At 67.6% G+C, this 18401-nt stretch carries 24 protein-coding genes; 15 read left to right on the forward strand and 9 right to left on the reverse strand.

The genetic code is table 11. The annotated features are described in order from the left end of the window. The first annotated feature begins 32 nt into the window (after positions 1–32). From ACRDPS_RS15110 to ACRDPS_RS15120, 3 genes are all read left to right on the forward strand, one after another. Complete coding sequence (locus tag ACRDPS_RS15110; RefSeq protein ID WP_431502470.1) at positions 33–2396, forward strand: heavy metal translocating P-type ATPase; 2364 nt, start codon at positions 33–35, stop codon at positions 2394–2396. 115 nt (positions 2397–2511) lie between these two features. Continuing rightward, positions 2512–2724 carry a heavy-metal-associated domain-containing protein gene (locus tag ACRDPS_RS15115; protein ID WP_378885913.1) on the forward strand — a complete coding sequence of 71 codons (213 nt, stop codon included), beginning with the start codon at positions 2512–2514 and terminating at the stop codon, positions 2722–2724. 270 nt (positions 2725–2994) lie between these two features. Further along, positions 2995–4353 carry an MFS transporter gene (locus ACRDPS_RS15120; RefSeq protein WP_431502471.1) on the forward strand — a complete coding sequence of 453 codons (1359 nt, stop codon included), beginning with the start codon at positions 2995–2997 and terminating at the stop codon, positions 4351–4353. A 73-nt stretch (positions 4354–4426) separates the two neighbouring features. On the opposite strand, the gene ACRDPS_RS15125 is transcribed toward ACRDPS_RS15120, so the two are convergent. Next, the gene (locus tag ACRDPS_RS15125) at positions 4427–5029 is read right to left on the reverse strand and encodes a TetR/AcrR family transcriptional regulator (RefSeq protein WP_431502472.1); all 603 of its coding nucleotides are present in this window, start codon (positions 5027–5029) and stop codon (positions 4427–4429) included. 82 nt (positions 5030–5111) lie between these two features. Between ACRDPS_RS15125 and ACRDPS_RS15130 the strand changes: the two genes are divergently transcribed. Both ACRDPS_RS15130 and ACRDPS_RS15135 read left to right on the forward strand, forming a co-directional pair. Further along, on the forward strand, positions 5112–5333 hold the full coding sequence (locus ACRDPS_RS15130) for a hypothetical protein (RefSeq protein ID WP_431502473.1): 222 nt from the start codon (positions 5112–5114) through the stop codon (positions 5331–5333). Beyond that, positions 5330–5869 (forward strand): DUF2269 domain-containing protein, encoded by a 540-nt coding sequence (locus ACRDPS_RS15135; protein WP_431502474.1) that lies wholly within the window; start codon positions 5330–5332, stop codon positions 5867–5869. Before ACRDPS_RS15130 ends, ACRDPS_RS15135 begins: the two co-directional genes overlap by 4 nt. 9 nt (positions 5870–5878) lie before the next feature. On the opposite strand, the gene ACRDPS_RS15140 is transcribed toward ACRDPS_RS15135, so the two are convergent. The 5 genes from ACRDPS_RS15140 to ACRDPS_RS15160 all read right to left on the reverse strand — a co-directional run bounded on the left by ACRDPS_RS15140 (position 5879) and on the right by ACRDPS_RS15160 (position 9303). After that, the gene (locus tag ACRDPS_RS15140) at positions 5879–6286 is read right to left on the reverse strand and encodes a four-helix bundle copper-binding protein (protein WP_431502475.1); all 408 of its coding nucleotides are present in this window, start codon (positions 6284–6286) and stop codon (positions 5879–5881) included. Positions 6287–6409: 123 nt separating this feature from the next. After that, positions 6410–7249 carry a DUF3152 domain-containing protein gene (locus ACRDPS_RS15145; protein WP_431502476.1) on the reverse strand — a complete coding sequence of 280 codons (840 nt, stop codon included), beginning with the start codon at positions 7247–7249 and terminating at the stop codon, positions 6410–6412. Positions 7250–7261: 12 nt separating this feature from the next. Beyond that, on the reverse strand, positions 7262–8116 hold the full coding sequence (locus tag ACRDPS_RS15150; RefSeq protein ID WP_431502477.1) for a F510_1955 family glycosylhydrolase: 855 nt from the start codon (positions 8114–8116) through the stop codon (positions 7262–7264). A gap of 63 nt (positions 8117–8179) precedes the next feature. Continuing rightward, a complete protein-coding gene (locus tag ACRDPS_RS15155; protein WP_431502478.1) occupies positions 8180–8767 on the reverse strand; it encodes a DUF305 domain-containing protein in 588 nt (195 codons plus the stop codon). 83 nt (positions 8768–8850) lie between these two features. Next, on the reverse strand, positions 8851–9303 hold the full coding sequence (locus tag ACRDPS_RS15160) for a hypothetical protein (protein WP_431502479.1): 453 nt from the start codon (positions 9301–9303) through the stop codon (positions 8851–8853). An 85-nt stretch (positions 9304–9388) separates the two neighbouring features. Here ACRDPS_RS15160 and ACRDPS_RS15165 point away from each other — a divergent pair, with 85 nt between their 5' ends. From ACRDPS_RS15165 to ACRDPS_RS15210, 10 genes are all read left to right on the forward strand, one after another. Beyond that, positions 9389–9769 carry an ArsR/SmtB family transcription factor gene (locus ACRDPS_RS15165; protein WP_431502480.1) on the forward strand — a complete coding sequence of 127 codons (381 nt, stop codon included), beginning with the start codon at positions 9389–9391 and terminating at the stop codon, positions 9767–9769. Next, complete coding sequence (locus ACRDPS_RS15170) at positions 9769–10530, forward strand: cation diffusion facilitator family transporter (RefSeq protein WP_431502481.1); 762 nt, start codon at positions 9769–9771, stop codon at positions 10528–10530. Before ACRDPS_RS15165 ends, ACRDPS_RS15170 begins: the two co-directional genes overlap by 1 nt. Then, entirely contained in the window at positions 10527–11132 is a 606-nt protein-coding gene (locus tag ACRDPS_RS15175; RefSeq protein ID WP_431502482.1) for a methyltransferase family protein, read from the forward strand. Before ACRDPS_RS15170 ends, ACRDPS_RS15175 begins: the two co-directional genes overlap by 4 nt. 208 nt (positions 11133–11340) lie before the next feature. Continuing rightward, a complete protein-coding gene (locus ACRDPS_RS15180; RefSeq protein ID WP_431502483.1) occupies positions 11341–12003 on the forward strand; it encodes a DsbA family protein in 663 nt (220 codons plus the stop codon). Next, on the forward strand, positions 12000–12620 hold the full coding sequence (locus tag ACRDPS_RS15185) for a vitamin K epoxide reductase family protein (RefSeq protein WP_431502484.1): 621 nt from the start codon (positions 12000–12002) through the stop codon (positions 12618–12620). The genes ACRDPS_RS15180 and ACRDPS_RS15185 overlap by 4 nt, the downstream gene beginning before the upstream one ends. Positions 12621–12678: 58 nt before the next feature. Continuing rightward, on the forward strand, positions 12679–13050 hold the full coding sequence (locus ACRDPS_RS15190) for a BlaI/MecI/CopY family transcriptional regulator (RefSeq protein WP_431502485.1): 372 nt from the start codon (positions 12679–12681) through the stop codon (positions 13048–13050). Further along, on the forward strand, positions 13047–14111 hold the full coding sequence (locus ACRDPS_RS15195; protein WP_431502486.1) for a M56 family metallopeptidase: 1065 nt from the start codon (positions 13047–13049) through the stop codon (positions 14109–14111). The genes ACRDPS_RS15190 and ACRDPS_RS15195 overlap by 4 nt, the downstream gene beginning before the upstream one ends. 59 nt (positions 14112–14170) lie before the next feature. Beyond that, the gene (locus tag ACRDPS_RS15200; RefSeq protein WP_431502487.1) at positions 14171–14926 is read left to right on the forward strand and encodes a copper resistance CopC family protein; all 756 of its coding nucleotides are present in this window, start codon (positions 14171–14173) and stop codon (positions 14924–14926) included. Positions 14927–15033: 107 nt separating this feature from the next. Then, positions 15034–16872 carry a cytochrome c oxidase assembly protein gene (locus tag ACRDPS_RS15205; protein WP_431502488.1) on the forward strand — a complete coding sequence of 613 codons (1839 nt, stop codon included), beginning with the start codon at positions 15034–15036 and terminating at the stop codon, positions 16870–16872. 69 nt (positions 16873–16941) lie between these two features. After that, positions 16942–17184 (forward strand): hypothetical protein, encoded by a 243-nt coding sequence (locus tag ACRDPS_RS15210; protein ID WP_431502489.1) that lies wholly within the window; start codon positions 16942–16944, stop codon positions 17182–17184. Between the two features lie 72 nt (positions 17185–17256). Here the strand turns inward: ACRDPS_RS15210 and ACRDPS_RS15215 are convergent, their stop codons facing one another. From ACRDPS_RS15215 to ACRDPS_RS15225, 3 genes are read right to left on the reverse strand one after another with little or no spacing between them, the layout of a single operon-like run. Next, positions 17257–17592, reverse strand: a complete 336-nt coding sequence (locus ACRDPS_RS15215; protein ID WP_431502490.1) for a YnfA family protein — start codon at positions 17590–17592, stop codon at positions 17257–17259. A gap of 58 nt (positions 17593–17650) precedes the next feature. Beyond that, a complete protein-coding gene (locus ACRDPS_RS15220) occupies positions 17651–18073 on the reverse strand; it encodes a MerR family transcriptional regulator (protein ID WP_431502491.1) in 423 nt (140 codons plus the stop codon). Then, a complete protein-coding gene (locus ACRDPS_RS15225) occupies positions 18070–18393 on the reverse strand; it encodes a hypothetical protein (protein ID WP_431502492.1) in 324 nt (107 codons plus the stop codon). Before ACRDPS_RS15225 ends, ACRDPS_RS15220 begins: the two co-directional genes overlap by 4 nt. Positions 18394–18401 lie beyond the last annotated feature (8 nt).

Consider the following 18401-nt stretch of genomic DNA (forward strand, 5'->3'; position numbering starts at 1 on the left):
ACGAGAAGCAGTCGGTAAGGAAGGAAGAGACGATGAGCGCGCTCAATGACGTCACACCCGAGGGCAGTGCCCCTGGCAACCAGGTCGAGCTTGCGATCGGTGGTATGACGTGCGCATCGTGCGCGAACCGCATCGAGCGCAAGCTGAACAAGCTCGAGGGTGTGACCGCGACGGTCAACTACGCCACCGAGAAGGCCAAGGTCATCTACGCCGACGGCATCGACGCGACCGCGCTGGTCGATACGGTCGAGCAGGCCGGCTACACCGCGCGCCTTCCCGAGCCGAAGGGCCCGTCGCCCCAGACGACGACGTCCGAGGATGATCCTGTACGCGCACTGCGCAACCGGGTGATCGTCTCGGCGGTCCTGAGCGTACCGGTGATTGCGATGGCGATGATTCCGGCGCTGCAGTTCAACTACTGGCAGTGGCTCTCGTTGACGCTCGCTGCGCCGGTGGTCGTCTGGGGTGCGTTGCCGTTCCACAAGGCGGCCTGGACCAACCTCAAGCACGCCACTTCGACCATGGACACGCTGATCTCCATGGGTACGCTGGCGGCGCTCGGCTGGTCCTTGTACGCGCTGTTCTTCGGCACCGCCGGTGCCCCGGGGATGACCCACCCCTTCGAGCTCACCATCGCTCGCACCGACGGGTCCGGCAACATCTACCTCGAAGCCGCGGCTGGGGTGACCACCTTCATCTTGGCCGGTCGCTACTTCGAGGCGCGCTCCAAGCGCCAGGCCGGCGCGGCCCTGCGGGCACTGCTCGAGCTCGGTGCGAAGGAGGTCTCGGTCCTCCGCGACGGCCCCGCCGGCCCCGCCGAGGAGCGGATCAGCGTCGACCAGCTGGCAGCCGGTGACCGGTTCGTGGTCCGGCCCGGGGAGAAGATCGCCACTGACGGCCGGATCCTCGAAGGCTCCTCGGCAGTCGATGCCTCGATGGTGACCGGCGAGTCCGTGCCGGTCGAGGTCGGCCCCGGCGACACCGTGATCGGCGCGACCGTCAATGCGGGCGGGCGGCTCGTGATCGAGGCAACCCGTGTTGGCGCTGACACCCAGTTGGCGCAGATGGCCAAGCTCGTCGAAGACGCCCAGAACGGCAAGGCCCAGGCCCAGCGCCTGGCGGACCGGGTCTCGGGCATCTTCGTCCCGATCGTGATCGGTCTGGCTGTCGCGACCTTCGGGTTCTGGGCCGGCACCGGTGGTGGCATCGCTGCCGCGTTCACCGCCGCCGTGGCAGTGCTGATCATCGCCTGCCCGTGCGCGCTCGGGTTGGCCACGCCGACCGCCCTCATGGTGGGCACCGGCCGAGGCGCCCAGCTCGGCATCCTGATCAAGGGGCCCGAGGTGCTGGAGTCCACGCGCAAGGTCGACACCATCGTCCTGGACAAGACCGGCACCGTCACCACCGGTCAGATGACCCTCGTACGTACGGTCGTCGCCGAAGGTGAGGATGTCGATGAGCTGCTGCGCTTCGCAGGTGCCCTGGAGGACGCCTCCGAGCACCCGATCGCCCAGGCCATCGCCAAGGGTGCGGCTGCACAAGTCGGGGACCTGCCGACGGTGGAGGACTTCGCCAACATCGAAGGCTTGGGCGTGCAGGGGATCATCCTCGACGGGGAGGCGTCGCACGCCGTCCTTGTCGGACGACCGCAGCTTCTTGCGGAGTGGTCCCAGCACCTGACGCCGACCCTGGAAACGGCGATGACCGAGGCGGCCGAGAAGGGCCAGACCGCGGTCGCGGTCGGCTGGGACGGCCGAGCCCGCGGGGTTCTGGTCGTCGCCGACGCCATCAAGCCGACCTCGGCCGAGGCCATCGGGCAGCTGCGCACCCTTGGGCTGACCCCGGTGCTGCTCACCGGCGACAACGCCACCGTCGCCGCCACGGTTGCGACCGCGGTGGGCATCGAGGCGGGCTCCGACACGGTCATCGCCGAGGTGATGCCGTCGGAGAAGGTCGACGTGATCAAGCGACTGCAGGAGCAGGGCAAGACCGTTGCCATGGTCGGCGACGGTGTCAACGACGCCGCGGCACTGGCCCAGGCCGACCTCGGTCTGGCCATGGGCACCGGCACCGACGTCGCGATCGAGGCCTCCGACCTCACCCTGGTCCGTGGAGACCTCCGCGCAGCCGCGGACGCGATCCGGCTCTCCCGGAGCACCCTGGGCACCATCAAGGGGAACCTGTTCTGGGCGTTCGCCTACAACGTCGCCGCACTCCCGCTGGCAGCTGCCGGACTGCTCAACCCGATGCTCGCCGGAGCCGCCATGGCGTTCTCCTCGGTGTTCGTGGTCTCCAACAGCCTGCGGCTGCGCAGCTTCCGAGCAACCAACAGCGACCTACGAGCCGACACCGACGCCGCCACAGAGGTATCCCGGCCCCAGTCAGTGAACGCCTGACCGCATACTTCTGGGCTCCCCGAGACGGATCGGGTCCCAGAGGCCCTGTCTCACCGGCAGGCCCCCGCAACAACCGGCCCAACCCGGGCACGGAACCCACCAGAAAGGTTTCACCATGGCAACCAACGCCACCTACACCGTCTCCGGCATGACCTGCGGCGGCTGCGCCGGCAAAGTCACCGACCAGGTCGAGCAGATCCCAGGCGTCCTCGACGTCGACGTCGACCTCGCCGCCGGTGCGATCACTCTCACCAGCGAGAGCGACATCAGCGATGCGTCCGTGAAGCAGGCCGTCGAAAAGGCCGGCTACAAGCTCGCTACCGCCTGAGACCGCACAAACCGCAAGGCTCCGGTACCCCGGCCCGACCCGCGTCGTCAGCGTTCGCGCGGCGAACGGCCGGGATTATCGGATCCACCGCACCGGTGGCCGCCACCATCACAAGGCGGGACGCAGCGCTCGAAGCGCTGCTGGGCGCCGATAGCGCCCGGCCCACGGTGGCCGGACAGACCAGGGACAGCGACGCGGGACAGGCTTCTCATCGAATGAACAACGACGCCAGGCCATGGAAACGGCCTGGCCTGAGGAAGGGTTAGAGCCATGGGGTTGTTCGCGATCCGCGACTACCGGCGCCTGTTCAGCGCGCAGGTGATCGCACTGTTCGGAACCGGTCTGGCCACGGTCGCGCTGGGTCTGCTCGCCTACGACCTGGCTGGCCGTCGCGCCGGTGCGGTGCTCGCGACCGCGTTGACCATCAAGATGGTGGCCTACGTCATCGTCGCACCGTTGGCAGCGGCGTACGTCGATCGGTTGCCTCGACGCTTGTTCCTCACCGTCCTCGACGTGATCCGTGCCCTGGTGGTGCTTGCTCTGCCGTTCGTCGCCGAGATCTGGCAGATCTATGTGCTGATAGGTGTTCTACAGACCGCGTCTGCGGCGTTCACGCCTACGTTCCAGGCGGTCATCCCCGACATCGTCACTGAAGAGGCCGACTACACGCGAGCGCTCTCGGCCTCGCAGGTCGCCTACACCATGGAGAGCCTGCTGAGCCCGATGCTCGCAGCCGTCGCGCTCGCGGTCATGTCCTTCAACCTGCTGTTCCTCGGCACCACGCTCGGTTTCGCTGTCTCCGCGATACTCGTGCTCTCCACCCGTATCCCCAACGCCCGCCCCAGCCAGCACACCAACCCCTTGGACCGGGTCCTCTCGGGACTTCGGACCTTCACCGCCACGCCCAGCCTGCGCGGCGTGATGGCACTGAACCTCGTGGTCGCGGCCGCCGGATCCATCGTCGTGGTCAACACCGTCAACTACGTCCGCGACGTGCTCGGCGGAACCCAGTCCGACGTGGCCTGGATGCTCGCCGCCTCAGGATCCGGCACCCTGCTCGCGGCACTTGTCCTCCCCCGGATCTTGGACCGCGTCGCGGAACGGGTCGTCATGCTCACCGGAGCTCTCGTTCTGGTCGTCGGAGTCCTCGCCGCTCTCGCGACAGCCGCAGCGAGTCTTGCCATACCACCGCTCACCGCGGCCATCTGGCTCACGATCGGTGCCGGGATGGCGCTCATCATCACTCCAACCGGCCAAGTGCTCCGGGGTTCGGTCGAACCCGCCGCCATCCCCCAGGTCTTCGCCGCCCAGTTCTCGCTGTCCCACCTCGCCTGGCTGATCACCTACCCGATCGCAGGATGGGTCGCCACCAACGCCGGCTTCACCACCACCTGGACCATCCTCGCCATCCTCGCCGCGATCGGCGCCACCGCCGCCCCGGCCCTGTGGACGCGCGAAGAGAAGGCAACCGACGCTGTACCGGCCGGCGAGACGGCCGGAACCACCCCCGCAACCACGGTCGGTATCGCTGATCGTGGCCGCGGAGTCGACGTGCTCGTCCGTACGGCAGCCGATACCGCCGAAGGGACGCTCGCTGCGTGCCAGTGCTCGTGCGTGCACGCGGTGTGAGGCCACTGAGTCGCCTTCCGGTGCACGCCTGATCTGAGTCCGGGCAGTTCGGGACGGTGTCGACCGTCGGGTCCTAATCGTGACCGGGCCCGGCGGTCTCCACCTGGAGGTGGAGACCTTCCGAGACGAGATCGACGAGGCGGTCGACCGCGCTGGCCGCCGATGCCTGGTCGGCGGCCTCGAGCGCGTGGATGCTGTAGGCGGCCAGCTCCTCGGGCGCGACGTCGGTCCGTACCTGACCGGATTCCTGGGCGCCTCGCACGGCCTTGGCAAACAGCGCGGTCAGGTCCGCGCTGTTGCGCCGGTGCTCGTCGCCGTGGTGGACCAGGCCCTGCAGGTCGGTCGCAGCTGACGTACCTCGATGGAAACAGATCCGTGCATAGCCCTGGAGCATCGCGCGCAACCCGTCTCCGGCAGAGCGCCCCTCGTCACGGAGCCCCTCGAGGTGTGCAAGGTGTTGCGCGACGTGCTCGGCATGACCGGCCACGAGCATCTCGTCGACCCCGTGGAAATACTTGTACAGAGTTGCCCGACTGATGCCCGCCCGCTCGGCGACGAGACCCATCGTGACGCCACGGACACCCTGCTCGCGCGCCAGCACCCAGGCGGTCTCGAGGATCGCCGCTCGGACATCACGTCGGTGCTCCTCGACCGTGTCCTTCCAGAGTTTCGGCATGGTTCGACGATACGCCTTGTCGTATGTAGAGACACCGTGCATATTTAGATAGACACATTGTCTTACAAACGAGGACTGACTGATGACCACCGGAGACGAGCCGAAGCCCACTGCTCCGAGCGCCGACGTACCTCCGGGCATGCCGTCGTGGGTGAAGTACCTTCTCGGGGCGCTGCTTGTGGTGGTGCTCCTCGCGGTGCTGGCGATGTTCGTCGTCGGTGGCGACCACGGGCCAGGACGCCACGGTGCGGGCATGTACTCGGCCCTGGCAGTGGATTCGCCCGCTCAGGGGAAGGGACTGTGACCGTCGGCCCGCGCCTGCGTCGGCTCCTGCTCGCGCTGCACCTGAGCTGCTCGGTGGGCTGGATCGGCGCAGTCTGCGCGTACTTGGCGCTGGCCTTCGCTGTGCCGGCCACGGGGGACCCCGCAGTTGTCCTGGCCGCGTGGATCGGGATGGAGCTCGTCGGCTGGTACGCGATCGTGCCGCTCGCCATCGGGTCGCTCGCCACCGGCCTGGTGATGGGCGTGGTGACGAAGTGGGGGCTGCTGCGCCACTACTGGGTGCTCGTCTCGCTGATGGGCACGGTCGTGCTGACGGCCGTCCTGATCATGCACATGCCCGACGTCACCGCCCAAGCGGACCGGGCGCGGAGGCTGGGGGAGGAGGGGCTGCTCGCGATGGGCAGCGACATCGCGCACGCGGTCATCGGCCTGGTCCTGCTCATCGGCATCCTCGTGCTGAACATCTACAAGCCCCGCGGCCTGACGAAGTACGGCTGGCGCAAGGAGCAGGTGACACGCGCCCGTAGGGCGGTGACGCGTACGTCCGCGTCGCCCTGACGGGTTCGGTCAGCCCAAGTTCGCGAGCAGGTCGCGGCATGCCTGCTCGCAGGCGCGACATGCGTCGGCGCAGGCGCGGCAGTGCTCGTGCATGTCGGCGTGGCGAGAGCACTCGTCACCACAGGCCTTGCAGGCCGTCGCGCACGCCTCGAGGAATGTCCTCGTGATGTTGGCGTCGTAGCCGGTGTGGCGGGACAGGATGTTGGCGGTCGCCGAGCATGCGTCGGCGCAGTCCAGGTTGCTGCGGATGCACTTGGTCAGGTCGGCGACGTTGTCTTCGCTAAGGCAGGCATCAGCGCACGCCGTGCACGCCTGGGCACATTCGATCAACGTCTGGATCGTCTTCGCAAGCTTGGCGGTGTCGATGCCGCCCAGGTCCTTGGGGTAGGTCTTCAGCACCTGCTCGACGGTGTGCATGGCACTCCCTCTTGGTCATTGAGGCTGTCGTACACGAGCCGATTTGGCCCGATGCCGAACAGGTACCCGGCCGCGACTAAGCCATGCCGTGCGGCCCGCTTGGCGAGTCAGTCAGTCCAGGGGTCAAGCGCCGTGGTCGCCCAGATCCACCCGGGCGGGCCACGGGTTGGCGGTGCAGCCGTCCAGCCCCTTGGTCTGTTGCAGCATCACCGGAGCAGTCGCGCCCTCGCCTGGACACTGCGCATGCGGGTAGCCGAGCGCGTGGCCGGTCTCGTGGTTGACCACGTAGCGGCGGTAGCCCGTCAGGTCGCCGGCGTAGCTGTCGGCGCCGAAGTGCCATCGCCAGGCGTTGAGGACGACATCGCTGCCGTTGCGGCACGAGAGCCTGCCGTCGGTGTCAAGGGGAGCACACAGCTCGTCGGCGGTCTCGGGCGTGGCGAGGACGATCCGCAGGTCGGCGTGGCCGTCGACACGTGCGAGCTGGTGCTCGGCCGCCCAGCCGCGGTCGTCGGCGAGAGTCGTCTCTATGAATCGAGCGACCTGGTTGGTGGTGTAAGGCAGTCCTTTTTCCACCTCGACTCGGTATGTCGTCGCTTCATCCAGTGCGCCGGATGGAGCGGCCGCGACCTCAAATCTCCCGGACCCGCGCTCGGGTATCGCCACGGGCGTCGCGGCCGGTGTGCTTGGTCGGGAGACATTTCCCTCGGCTGCGGCGACCTCGCCGTCAGGGAACTTTGTCCCTGAGGTCGGCGAAGCTGAAGGCGAGGCGGCTACCGACGAGATCGGGGCGCGCTCACTCTTCGTGGCGGGATGACTGTCGCGCGCCATGGCGATGAGTGGGAGGGTGATCGCCAGGCCGGTGAGAAGGACAGCGAGACCGGCGTGGCCGGCGGAACCCTCTGCCACGCGCTGGCCGCGATGCGGTTGCCGACGTCGGTGGGATGCAGTTCTGTGCTTGCTCATCGTCTCGCCCTCCTACAGGACCTGTTCCCAGGTGCTGCCGTGATCGGTCGAGCGGAAGGCCTCCTCCGCCGTCGCGGCGTACCAGCCCTGCTCGGTGATCGTGAAGGCCGCCGGCTGACCGCCGATCGACCCGGCCTCCTGCCACGTCTTTCCCGCATCGCCACTGACCCGGACGACACCATCCGGGCCGATGCCCACCAGGCCGCCCTCAGCCGTGGTGTCGAGATAGGCGGTGACCGGACCGCCGAGCTCACGGGTCGCCCCGGTCGGTGCATCGATACTGATGAGCTGTCCCTTGCTCGTGGTCGCGAACAGTCGACCGGCCTCCTTGGAAGCAGCGACGCTGACGAGGTCGCCGGACAGGATCTCCTCGAACCGCTCCCGATCTTCGGTGCGGAGCAGACGACTGGTGGTGGAGTCGTACGCGTAGAGGACGTCGCCGGCCGGCTCGAGGATGTGGAAGTCGGCCTCGCCCTGCAGTGCGAGCGGTGTCCAGGTCTCGCCGGCGTCGGTGGACTCGATCAGACCCAGGTGCGAGGGCAGGTGCTCCTCGGTCAGGTCAGGGTGTCCGCTCCCGAGGAAGTGGCCCGGACCGATGACGGTGAACGCCATGGTGTCTTGCCACCGGTCGGCGACCCGGCTCGGTTTGCCGGTATCGGGGACGTGGAAGAGGCCGAAGTGGGTGGCGACGTAGAGGCTGTCATCGGCGGGGTCGATCCCGAGGCCATGGATATGGCCAATTGAGCTGTCGCTGGATGGGCTGTCCTTTGCGGCTCGTGCGGTGGGTTCCGGGTCCGTGGCGCAGGCGGTCGAAAGGAAGGCCGTGGCCACTGCGAGCGCGATCGCGAGGTGGAGGTTTCGGTTCAAGAGGATGCTCCGGTCTTGAGAAGTTGCCGGGCAGGCGCGTCGCCTGCCCGGCTTGGACGATGGTCAGGACTGGAGCAGTGCCTGCATCGTCCGGATCTCCTCGGTCTGAGCGGTCTCGATGTCCTCGGCCATCGCTGTGGCGTCAGGGAACTGGCCGTCGACCTGCTCGGTCTGGGCCATCTCGATCGCGCCCTCGTGGTGCTCGATCATCATGGTGAGGAACATCTGGTCGAACCGGCTGCCGGAGGCGCTCCCCAGGTCGGTCATGTCCTCCTCCGACATCATCCCGCTCATCTCGTCCGACGACATGTCGCCGTGATCCATGTCGGACATGCCCTTGTCGGGGACGTCCTCGCCCCAGCTCTCGAGCCAGCCGGTCATGGTCTCGATCTCTGGGCCTTGTGCTGCCTCGATGTCAGCGGCCAGGTCCTTGACCTCCTGGCTCTCGGCTCGGGTCTCGGCGAGCTCTGTCATCTCGATGGCCTGCTGGTGGTGCGGAATCATCTGCTGGGCGAACGCGACGTCGGCATCGTTGTGCCCGGCAGAGGTGTGGCCGTCGTCCTCGCCCCCACGGACAGCGAGGACGAGAACGATGGCCGCGAGGATGAACAGCGAGGCCGCGACAATGGCAGCCGGCAGGGTCTTGCGCATGAGAAATACTCCGTCTGTGTGATCTGGGTCTGGGCAGGCGAAAGCCCGAGCCACCCGGATGGGTGCCTCGTGGCTGCGGCCGCTCAGCAGCGGATCACACAGAGGTGCAACAAGTCGGGTGGGTCATGGTCCCGCCCGTAGAAGACGGGGCTGTGCCACGTCGGGAGCAGACTCCGCAGAACGCGGGTGCCCCGCCTCGCCATCAACAGAGCGAAGCCCAAGATCAACCCGGTGAGGATCGCGAGACAGAGACCGAGGATGCTCCCGCCTCCCTCGCCGTCAGGTGCCTGGGTCTGGCCCGCTGCGGAGACGTCGGACTCGGCGGCAACAGATTCGTTTCCGGCCGTCGCGGCGAGTGCGTGCGGGCCACCGTGGCCCATGGTCATGACGGCCGCGCCCTCGGGCACGGCGCCCATCGGGTGATCGCCGGCGTGGGAGCCCCAGCCGTGCATCGACATGAGACCGAACAGGGCTACGGCAACCGCGGCGAGCGCAAGGCGTGCTCCGCGTGTCTGCGTCGGCCGGCGGTCCTGCATGGCCTTGATCTTAGGCGATCCGCAATTCCATGACTTGCGCGGGAAGGCCATTGGGTGGCAACATCGCCATATGACGATGAAAGCGATGACGGGTGCTGCTGACTCGTTGGACGAGGCGGCAGCCCTGAGTGCCGCAGCGTGTCTGTTCCATGGGTTCTCCGATCCCTCGCGACTGGCGATCCTGCGCCACCTCGCCCTCGGCGAGCACCGCGTGGTCGATCTGACCGCCCATCTCGGCCTGGCCCAGAGCACGGTCTCGAAGCACCTCGCCTGCCTGAAGGACTGCGGACTGGTGACCTCACGTCCCGTCGGGCGGGCGTCGATGTTCGCGCTGGCCCACAGCCAAGCCGTGATGGACCTGCTGGCCGCCGCTGAGCGGGTCCTTGCGCTCACCGGCGACGCGGTGACGCTGTGCCCCAACCACGGCATCGCCGCCGTTCACGCCGACGCGCACGAGGAGGCGTGATGGCCGCGCACGTGCATGCATCCACCGATCTGACTCCAGTTGACCGCAAGCGACTCGGACGCCGTGCCCAGCTCCTCGCCGCCGCGTCGGTCGCCTACAACGGCCTCGAGGCGGTCATCGCCATCACCGCCGGGCTCGTGGCCGGATCCGTCGCGCTGGTCGGGTTCGGACTCGACTCCATCGTCGAGGTCTCCAGCGGGCTCATCATCCTGTGGCAGTTCCGCCACCGGCTCCCGGAGTCGCGGGAACGGCAGGCGCTGCGACTGATGGCCATCTCCTTCTTCGCCCTCGCCGCATACGTCACCTTCGAGTCGGGGCGCGCCCTCGTCACCGGGCGCGATCCAGACACCTCGGTCGTCGGCATCGGCCTGGCGATCGCTTCGCTGATGATCATGCCGTTCCTGTCGTGGGCGCAGCGGCGCACCGGGCGAGCACTCGGGTCGAACGCGGTGGTGGCTGACTCGACCCAGACCCTGTTGTGCACCTACCTCTCGGCGGTTCTGCTCGTCGGGCTGGTTCTCAACGCCACGCTCGGCTGGTCGTGGGCAGACCCCGTCGCCGGCCTGGTCATCGCTGCCGTCGCGGTGAAGGAGGGCTGGGATGCCTGGCGGGGCGACGCGTGCTCGTGCGGTCCGGTGGCCTCGGCCTACGAGGCGGACGCCGCCATCACCTGCGCCGACTCCTGCTGTGCCCCCAGCGGGACCGACGGCGAGGCCGAGACCGAGATCGAGCTCCTGACCATCGACAGGCGTCAGCCATGATCATCGCGGCGCTCGTCCTCTTCGGCGTCTACATGCTGCTGGGATTCGGCATCCGCACCTGGGTCCAGCTCCGGCATACCGGCGACAGCGGCTTCCGAGGCATCTCCGGACACCCTGGCGACCCGGAATGGCGGGCCGGTGTCCTGTTCGTCGTGGCGCTGCTCGCCGGACTCCTCGGCCCCATCGCTGCCCTTGCGGGCCTTGACGCGGTCGCCGTCCTCATCCACCCGGCCATCCAGGCCGGCGGAATGGCGCTTGCCTTGATCGGCATCACGGCCACCGTGCTCACCCAGGTCGCCATGGGCACCAGTTGGCGCATCGGCGTCGACGACACCGAACGCACCGAGCTGGTGACGACCGGGCCGTTCGCCCTCGTCCGCAACCCGATCTTCACCGCGATGGCCATCACCGGCATCGGACTGGTCCTGATGGTCCCCAATGCCGTCGCGCTCGCAGGGGCAGGTCTGCTCCTCGTTGCCCTGCACCTTCAGGTCCGCGTCGTCGAGGAGCCCTACCTGGTTCGCACCCACGGGGAGGACTACACCTCGTACGCGGCAAGCACCGGGCGCTTCGTTCCGGGGCTGGGGCAGCTGCGCCTGTGACGCCCGCTCCGATCCATATCCAGCCACGCTGCTCGCGTAAGCACCAGCCGACCTGAACGAGCCGTCATCTGGGCTGTTGGCCAGTGCCCCGGTGCCATCTGCGCGGTCGGGAGCCTCTCCGCGTTGTTCGGTGGCTGACCTGACGTGGCGAACAGGCATCGCCTACTATGCCTGTTAGTAGAAAGAAGTTCTCAGGAGGAGTGCAGCCGTGTCCAAGCAGACCAAGATCACCGCCGTCATCGGCGGCCTGGTGATCGCCGGGATCGTGGCCCTCATCGTCGCCTCATCGAGAGGCGAGGCAGAGCGCCCCGCTCCTGCCGCGGACACCCCGGCCAAGGAGAGCGCACTTATGCGCTCCGATGCTCGAGTCCTCGGCGAGAAGGGCACCAGCGATGTGACCTTCGTCGAGTTTCTCGACTTCGAGTGCGAGGCATGCGGCGCTGCGTACCCGATCGTCGAGGACGTGAGGAAGAAGTACGCCGGCCAGGTCACTTTCGTCGTCCGCTACTTCCCGCTTCCGGGGCATTTCAACTCCGAGCGGGCAGCACGGGCAGTCGAGTCCGCGGCCCGACAGGGCGAGTTGGAGGCGATGTATAACAAGATGTACGAGACCCAGGCGACCTGGGGAGAGGCTCAGACGCCGCACGACGATCTCTTCCGCAGTTTCGCCGAGGAGATTGGCCTGGACATGAAGAAGTACGGCGCGGACTACGCCTCCGAGGAGGTCGCATCCCGCGTCCGGCGCGATGTCGATGACGGCATCGAGCTCGGTGTGCAGGGAACGCCGACGTTCTTCGTCAACGGCGAGCCGTTCGAGCCGCAGGCTGTGGAGGACTTCAGCCGCGTCCTCGATGAGGCGCTCGCGGAGTGAGTGGCACAACCCGTGCGCGCGAGGGCTCCCCGGCCGCCGATATCAGGATCGGCTGGGGCCTGCTCCTGAGCGGCTCCATCGGGCTCATCGCAGCGGCGGTCCTCCTGGTCGAGCGGTTCAAGCTGGCACAGGACTCCTCGTATACGCCGGTGTGCAGCCTGAATCCCGTCCTGAGCTGCGGGTCGGTGATGCAGTCGGCGCAGGCCGCGGTGCTGGGCTTCCCCAACCCACTGATCGGTGTGGCAACGTTTCCGGTGCTCATCACCACTGGCGCCGCGATCCTCGCGGGGGCCCGATTCCGACGCTGGTTCTGGCTCGGGCTCCAGGCAGGCGTCACAGCGGGACTCGCGTTCATCCTCTGGTTGATCTTCCAGAGTCTCTATCGGATCGGCGCGTTGTGCCCGTACTGCATGGTCGTGTGGAGCGTGGTGATTCCGATCTTCTGGTACGTCACCCTGCACAATCTCCGCCGAGGGATCTTTGGGGAGCGGGCCACCCGGAGCGCGTCGACTCGCATCGCGATCCAGTGGCACGCGCCGATCCTCCTCGCGGCCTTCCTGGTGGTCCTGGCTCTCATCACCGTCCGATTCTGGGACTACTGGTCGACACTGGTCTGACCCCCTCGGACCGCAGCTACGATGGCGGCTCGTACTTGAAGGAGCGATGATGCGCGGTATGGGTCCTCTCGAGGCGACGATCATGCAGCGAATGTGGTCCAGCGACGATCCGCAATCGGTGCGTGCGATCCACGACTCCTTGGCAGAAGACCGCAAGATCGCCTACACCACGGTGATGACAGTCATGGACAACCTGCACCGCAAAGGGCTCTTGGGGCGCGAGCGACAGGGGAGGGCCTATGTCTACTCGCCGGCGGCGACGCGTGAGGAGCACACCGCCTCGCTGCTCGGCGAGGTGCTCGCCGACGGCGGCGACCGCGCGAACGTCCTGCTGCACTTTGTCGAGCACCTTGACGATGACGAGCTGGCGACCTTGCGCAGAGTCGTCACCGGCTCGGACCGATCGACACACCAGGGCGAGGAGAAATGACCGGCGCCGCCGCCCTGATCGCCTTCGCCGCGGCCTCGCTGGGTGTCGGGCAGTATCTGCTCCCGCGCCTCGAAGTGCTGCGGCGAGCGCCCCGGCTGGGCATCGCCCTGTGGCAGACGGTCAGTGCCGCCGCGATCGCGGCTCTGCTGCTCGGCATGGTGGCACTCACCATGCCCGGACTATCGGCTGCCGGCGCGATCGGGGAGGTCTTGCGGGCATGTGCCATCGAGATCCAACACCAGTACGCATCCACGACCGGCGCCATCCTGACAACGGCAAGCGGCGTACTCCTGGCTGCCGTTGGAGGACGGCTCGCGATTGCCCTGTGGGGTCAGCGACGCAGAGACCTGCAGACCCAGCGAGCCCACCTGGCGAGCCTTGACCTGGTGACCGAACGCGCCGCGGACGGCGTCGTGGTCCTCGACCAGGACGCCGCGGCCGCGTACTGCGTGCAGGGCGAGCGGCGCGCCGGGACATCGGACACTGTGGTCATCACCCGAGGCGCAATGCGGGCCCTCACCGCCGACCAGATCGCACTGGTTCTGCGGCATGAACACGCCCACCTGAGCTCGCGGCACGCTCGGCTGGTCGCTCGCGCGCACGCACTGAGCCGGGCCTTTCCCTACGTCGGGTTCTTCCGCGTCGCCCACCAGCAGATCGCTCTCCTCGCGGAGATGCACGCCGACGATGCGGTGGCCGTGGACGATCGGCGGTCCCTGGCTGAGGCGCTCTACGAGCTCGCGTTGGCAAATCGACTCCCGAAGGCTTCGGGCGCCCTTGCCGCGACCGGTGCTGACGTCGTGCAGCGCGCCCAGCGGCTCGTCGGGCCACATCAGCCCCTCCGGCGGACCGCCGTCGCGTTCCTGGCCTCGGCCATCGTCCTGGTCGCCTCGGCCCCCGCCACCCTGGCACTCGTGCCCGGCGGAGTCGGCGACGAGCACAGCTGCTGCCTGGACACGACTGGCGCCAAAGTCTCGGCGTCGCCCCGCTGGCTGGAGCATCGGAGCCACACCCAGAACGCACATACCCAGCGCGCGCTCCGGGCAATCAGCCGCTGGTGATCGGATCCCGAGTGGTATGTACTATGGGCCATAGTAGATACCACTCGGCAGGAAGCACGATGAGCAACCCCCCGGACCAGCAGCACCCCGAACGAACCCCATTTGCATTCGAGGACTTGCCGGAGGACCTGGAGGAGTACGCCTCGGCCGCCACGAAGCATCGCAGGCGCGCAAGCCCTAGGGGTCGACTGGCCATTTCGCTGAGCTTGGCGGTCCTGCTCGCCACGTTGGTCGCCGTGCTCCTGGTCGCATCGACCGATCGAGCAGACGCGCACACGGATCTCACCTCCTCCGACCCGGCGGACGGGGCCGCGCTCGAGTCCGCGCCTGACCGGCTCGCCCTCACGTTCACCGACGATATGTCTGCTGAGTTCTCCAATCTCAGCCTCGTCATCAACGGCACCGAACCCGTGCGACTCGACCCGACCACCGACGCGGGAACGGTGTCCGCGCCGGTCCCCGACAGCGGGTTGTCGACCTCGGCAACGGGCCGCACGCCAGCAACGTGGTCCCTTGCCTATCGCGTCGTCTCGGCCGACGGCCATCCGGTCAACGGCACCATCACATTCACTGCTCCGCTGCCCATCCCGACCCAACCCCCATCGGAGCGCGCTTCCGAGAGCGCAGGGGTGGACCAAGACGACGAGCGCGAGTCGCCGACTGAGCCGACAGTTCAAGGTGAAGAACAAGGTGACGAGCAGGGGGACGGCAAGCTGGGCCTGGTGATCGCCGGGGCGGTGCTCTCCCTCCCGCTGGTAGCCGTTCTCATCGCGGCGGCCGTGGCCCGTCGCCGACGCCGGGCCACGAGCTCGTGAGCAGGAACCACGCAGGCCGCTTTCCGTACGCTCTGCTGCTTCTTGCCGCCAGCCTGGCGCCCATCCTCGGCGTCGGGATCCTCGCGGCGACCGGGACCCTGGCATCAGTGAGTGAACCAGGTATCCCGGACGTCGAGGCAGCAACCCGGTGGGGACTTCCGCTCGCCACCGGCGTACGCGACCTCTCTGCAGCTATGACGATCGGGGCGCTGGCGGTGCTGTGCTGGTGCTTGCCTGCGCGAACCGGCCAGGACGACCTTGCGGCGCCGAGTGCCGGCGCCTGGTCACACCTGTCCGGAGCCGTCGCCTGGAGCGCCGGTCTCTGGGCATGGTCCAGCCTGCTGACCCTCGTTCTCACCTACGCCCAGCTATCAGGATTCCCGCTGTCCGACCCAGCCTTGTGGGTCTCAGCGACCCGCTTCGCCACCGGCTTCGAGCTCGGCCAGTACCTCGCCCTCAGCTCCCTGCTCGCAGCCGCGGTTGCAGTCGGTGCCGCCGTGGGTCGCACGACCACCGCCTGCGGCATCCTGCTCGTGATCGCCGTTCTCGCGCTGTGGCCACTCGCGCTCACCGGACACGCTGCTGGGTCGCTGAACCACGGGCTGGCCGTGGAGTCACAAGCACTCCACCTTGCCGGAGCCACCGTCTGGCTGGGCGGCTTGGTGGCACTGCTGCTCGTCTCGCGTCGTCTGGATCGCTCTGCCCAAAGCCATGCCCTGCAGCGCTACTCGACTCTTGCCGGCTGGTCCTTCCTCGCGGTGCTGCTCTCGGGTGTCGTGAACGCGACGCTTCGGCTCAACGCCTGGTCCGACCTGGTCAGTTCCTACGGGTTCATGCTCGGCGCCAAGGTCGTCGGCCTCATCGCGTTGGGTGTCGTGGGCCGGCTGCAGAGGCACCGGCTGAGCAACAAGATCGCCTCGGGCCGCCGATCCGGTTTCGGCGCGCTCGCGCTCGGTGAGATCGCGATCATGGCGGCGGCCATGGGAGTCGGTGTCGCGCTCGGGAAGTCTGCGCCACCATCCGCAGAGGGCGAGAGTGCTCTGGTCGGGGCCGAGGCGATCCTCGGCTATCGGATGCCAGGGCTTCTCGGCTGGCCCGAGTGGATCACCGCATGGCGCATCGACGGCCTGTGGGCGCTGCTGGCGGTCATCGCCTTGGCCTGGTACTGGACGCGTGTACGTCAGGTCCGAGCAAACGGGGACGGATGGCCGGCACGACGTGCGCTCGCCTGGACGACCGGCTGGGTCCTCCTCCTCTGGGCAACCAGCGGAGCCCCCGGCGTCAATGGACAGGTGCTGTTCAGCATGCACACGGTCCAGCACATGACCATCGCGACAGCGGTGCCGACATTCTTGGTGCTCGGCGCTCCGGTGACCCTCCTGCTGCGGACCAGCTCAGCGCGACCCGACGGTTCCTACGGAGCGCGCGAGTGGACGCTGCGGCTCCTTCAGTCCCCTTACACCCAGATGGCCAGCCATCCGGTGGTCGCCTCAGCGATCTTCATCATCAGCCTGGTCGCCTTCTACTACGCCGGCGGTCTCGAACTGTCCATGCGGTCGCATACGGCACACGTGGCGATGATCGCCCACTTCCTGATCTTCGGATATCTGTTCGCCAGCGCGGTGGTTGGCATCGACCCTGGCCTGATACGCCTCACCCGTCCCTTCAGGGTGCTGATAGTCATGGCGGTCTTCGGCTTCCACACGTTCTTGTCGCTCTCCCTGACCGACAGCGAGATCGTGGCGAAGGACTGGTTCCAACTGGTGCACCCACCATGGGCAGACTCCCTTGCCAGCGACCAGGACCTCGGCGCCTCCCTCGGCTGGGCTTTGGGTGCCTACCCCCTCGCCATTATGGCGGGAGTTCTCATCTGGCAATGGATCAGAGCCGAGTGCGCCGATCAGAGACGCCTGGACCGCCAGACCGAGATGAAGACGCCAACCTGAATCTCATGTGAGCCCGATGCGAGGAGCGAAGCGGCGCACACGAGCCGTGCAACGTCGATAGGTCTCGCCATGCTGGCGTCGCAGATGCGGTGCTTCGACCGTGCGTACCTGAAACTCGATCGCGGCCAGGAGGAGCAAGCCAACAAGGGCGGCGAGCATGCCGAGGACGAGGGCGGCCAACGCGCCAAGGAAGCAGGTGCTGGCCTACCACTCGGCGCTACTAAGGGTGCCGTGGAAGCCTCGGAAGCCTGCTGGTGGTGCGGAATCATCTGCTGGGCGAACGCGCCCGTGACGTCAGCATCGATCAGGTAGCGGGCGAGGGCGCGCAGTCGCCTTCGCCGAAGATGCCGAGATTCGGCTTCCGAGAGTCAGCTGCGTCGTCGATCAGCTGGTTCGTGGGGAGTACATGATCACAGCGACACCGACGAGGCAGATGAGAGCACCGACGACGTCGTAGCGGTCGGGCTTGAATCCATCTAGTGCCATGCCCCAGGCCAGGGATCCAGCGACGAAGACACCGCCGTAGGCGGCGAGGATGCGTCCGAAGTGGGCATCGGGCTGGAGCGTCGCGACGAACCCGTAGATGCCGAGCGCGATGACGCCCGCCCCGATCCACATCCAGCCCCTCTGTTCACGTACGCCCTGCCAGACCAGCCAGGCGCCGCCGATCTCCGCGACGGCCGCAGCCACGAACAGTGCGATGGATCTCAATGCGTCCACGCTGCCATCCTGTCAGCGACTCCCGCGCCGAGCAGGTGGCGGTCCTTCATCTTTGCCGTCATGCGTCGGTCTTCCTGGTGGTGATCTCTGCGAACGGCAGCGGGCAGCAGTCGCTGCTCACGCACTGGTGCAGGTCATCGCAGCCGGCGTCGAGTGCGGCCCGAAGGTTGTCGCGGATCGCCGCGAGGTCCTTCATCCGGGCCTCGACCTCGACGAGCTTGGCCTGGGCGCGCTCCTGGAGCCCGGAGTCGCGCCCTCGGCGGTGGCCGACCTCGATCAGGTCGGCCACCTCGTCGAGGGTGAACCCGAGCCGTTGGGCGGCCTTGATGATCCGGATCGTGTGCACGGTTCGCTCGTCATAGAGCCGATGCCCGCCGGGACTTCGCTCCGGCTGCTCGATCAGCCCACGGCGTTCGTAGTACCGCAGCGTCTCTTTGTTCACACCGACGGCCTGGGCGATGTCGCTGATCCGCAAGCTCACGCCGAGAGCTCCTGGGCTCGGCCTGCTAGGGCGTCCAGGATCTCCTGGTGGGCGGGCGGCACGGAGATGTCGAGCGTGAGGCTCTTGTCGGTGCCCTCGATGGTGAAGGTGAAGAACGCGCAGCACGAGGTCTCGCGTGCAGTCAGGTCGCGGACCCGCTCGAGGAGGCCTTCCTCGCCGGCGAGGTGCAGGCGTACATCGCTGCCGCGGGGTCGGACGCTGCGGACCGAGGTGGCGAACAGGTCATCGAACTCCGCCAGCCGCAAGGGGCGCTCAGCAGTCGGCATCGTGCAGGCATCTGTGGTCAGCAAGGGCTCCATGGCAACAA

Origin of the sequence: Nocardioides sp. (assembly GCF_050699375.1) — a bacterium.
Taxonomy (GTDB): domain Bacteria; phylum Actinomycetota; class Actinomycetes; order Propionibacteriales; family Nocardioidaceae; genus Nocardioides.

Excerpts from the sequence above, each read along its gene's own strand:
- ACRDPS_RS15170 (WP_431502481.1), top strand. The coding sequence starts at position 9,769 with ATGGCCGCGCACGTGCATGCATCCACCGATCTGACTCCAGTTGACCGC.
- ACRDPS_RS15165 (WP_431502480.1), top strand. The coding sequence starts at position 9,389 with ATGACGGGTGCTGCTGACTCGTTGGACGAGGCGGCAGCCCTGAGTGCC.
- ACRDPS_RS15130 (WP_431502473.1), top strand. The coding sequence starts at position 5,112 with ATGACCACCGGAGACGAGCCGAAGCCCACTGCTCCGAGCGCCGACGTA.
- ACRDPS_RS15160 (WP_431502479.1), bottom strand. The coding sequence starts at position 9,303 with ATGCAGGACCGCCGGCCGACGCAGACACGCGGAGCACGCCTTGCGCTC.
- ACRDPS_RS15140 (WP_431502475.1), bottom strand. The coding sequence starts at position 6,286 with ATGCACACCGTCGAGCAGGTGCTGAAGACCTACCCCAAGGACCTGGGC.
- ACRDPS_RS15175 (WP_431502482.1), top strand. The coding sequence starts at position 10,527 with ATGATCATCGCGGCGCTCGTCCTCTTCGGCGTCTACATGCTGCTGGGA.
- ACRDPS_RS15210 (WP_431502489.1), top strand. The coding sequence starts at position 16,942 with ATGCTGGCGTCGCAGATGCGGTGCTTCGACCGTGCGTACCTGAAACTC.
- ACRDPS_RS15125 (WP_431502472.1), bottom strand. The coding sequence starts at position 5,029 with ATGCCGAAACTCTGGAAGGACACGGTCGAGGAGCACCGACGTGATGTC.
- ACRDPS_RS15120 (WP_431502471.1), top strand. The coding sequence starts at position 2,995 with ATGGGGTTGTTCGCGATCCGCGACTACCGGCGCCTGTTCAGCGCGCAG.
- ACRDPS_RS15155 (WP_431502478.1), bottom strand. The coding sequence starts at position 8,767 with ATGCGCAAGACCCTGCCGGCTGCCATTGTCGCGGCCTCGCTGTTCATC.
- ACRDPS_RS15225 (WP_431502492.1), bottom strand. The coding sequence starts at position 18,393 with ATGGAGCCCTTGCTGACCACAGATGCCTGCACGATGCCGACTGCTGAG.
- ACRDPS_RS15190 (WP_431502485.1), top strand. The coding sequence starts at position 12,679 with ATGGGTCCTCTCGAGGCGACGATCATGCAGCGAATGTGGTCCAGCGAC.
- ACRDPS_RS15115 (WP_378885913.1), top strand. The coding sequence starts at position 2,512 with ATGGCAACCAACGCCACCTACACCGTCTCCGGCATGACCTGCGGCGGC.
- ACRDPS_RS15200 (WP_431502487.1), top strand. The coding sequence starts at position 14,171 with ATGAGCAACCCCCCGGACCAGCAGCACCCCGAACGAACCCCATTTGCA.
- ACRDPS_RS15110 (WP_431502470.1), top strand. The coding sequence starts at position 33 with ATGAGCGCGCTCAATGACGTCACACCCGAGGGCAGTGCCCCTGGCAAC.
- ACRDPS_RS15195 (WP_431502486.1), top strand. The coding sequence starts at position 13,047 with ATGACCGGCGCCGCCGCCCTGATCGCCTTCGCCGCGGCCTCGCTGGGT.
- ACRDPS_RS15145 (WP_431502476.1), bottom strand. The coding sequence starts at position 7,249 with ATGAGCAAGCACAGAACTGCATCCCACCGACGTCGGCAACCGCATCGC.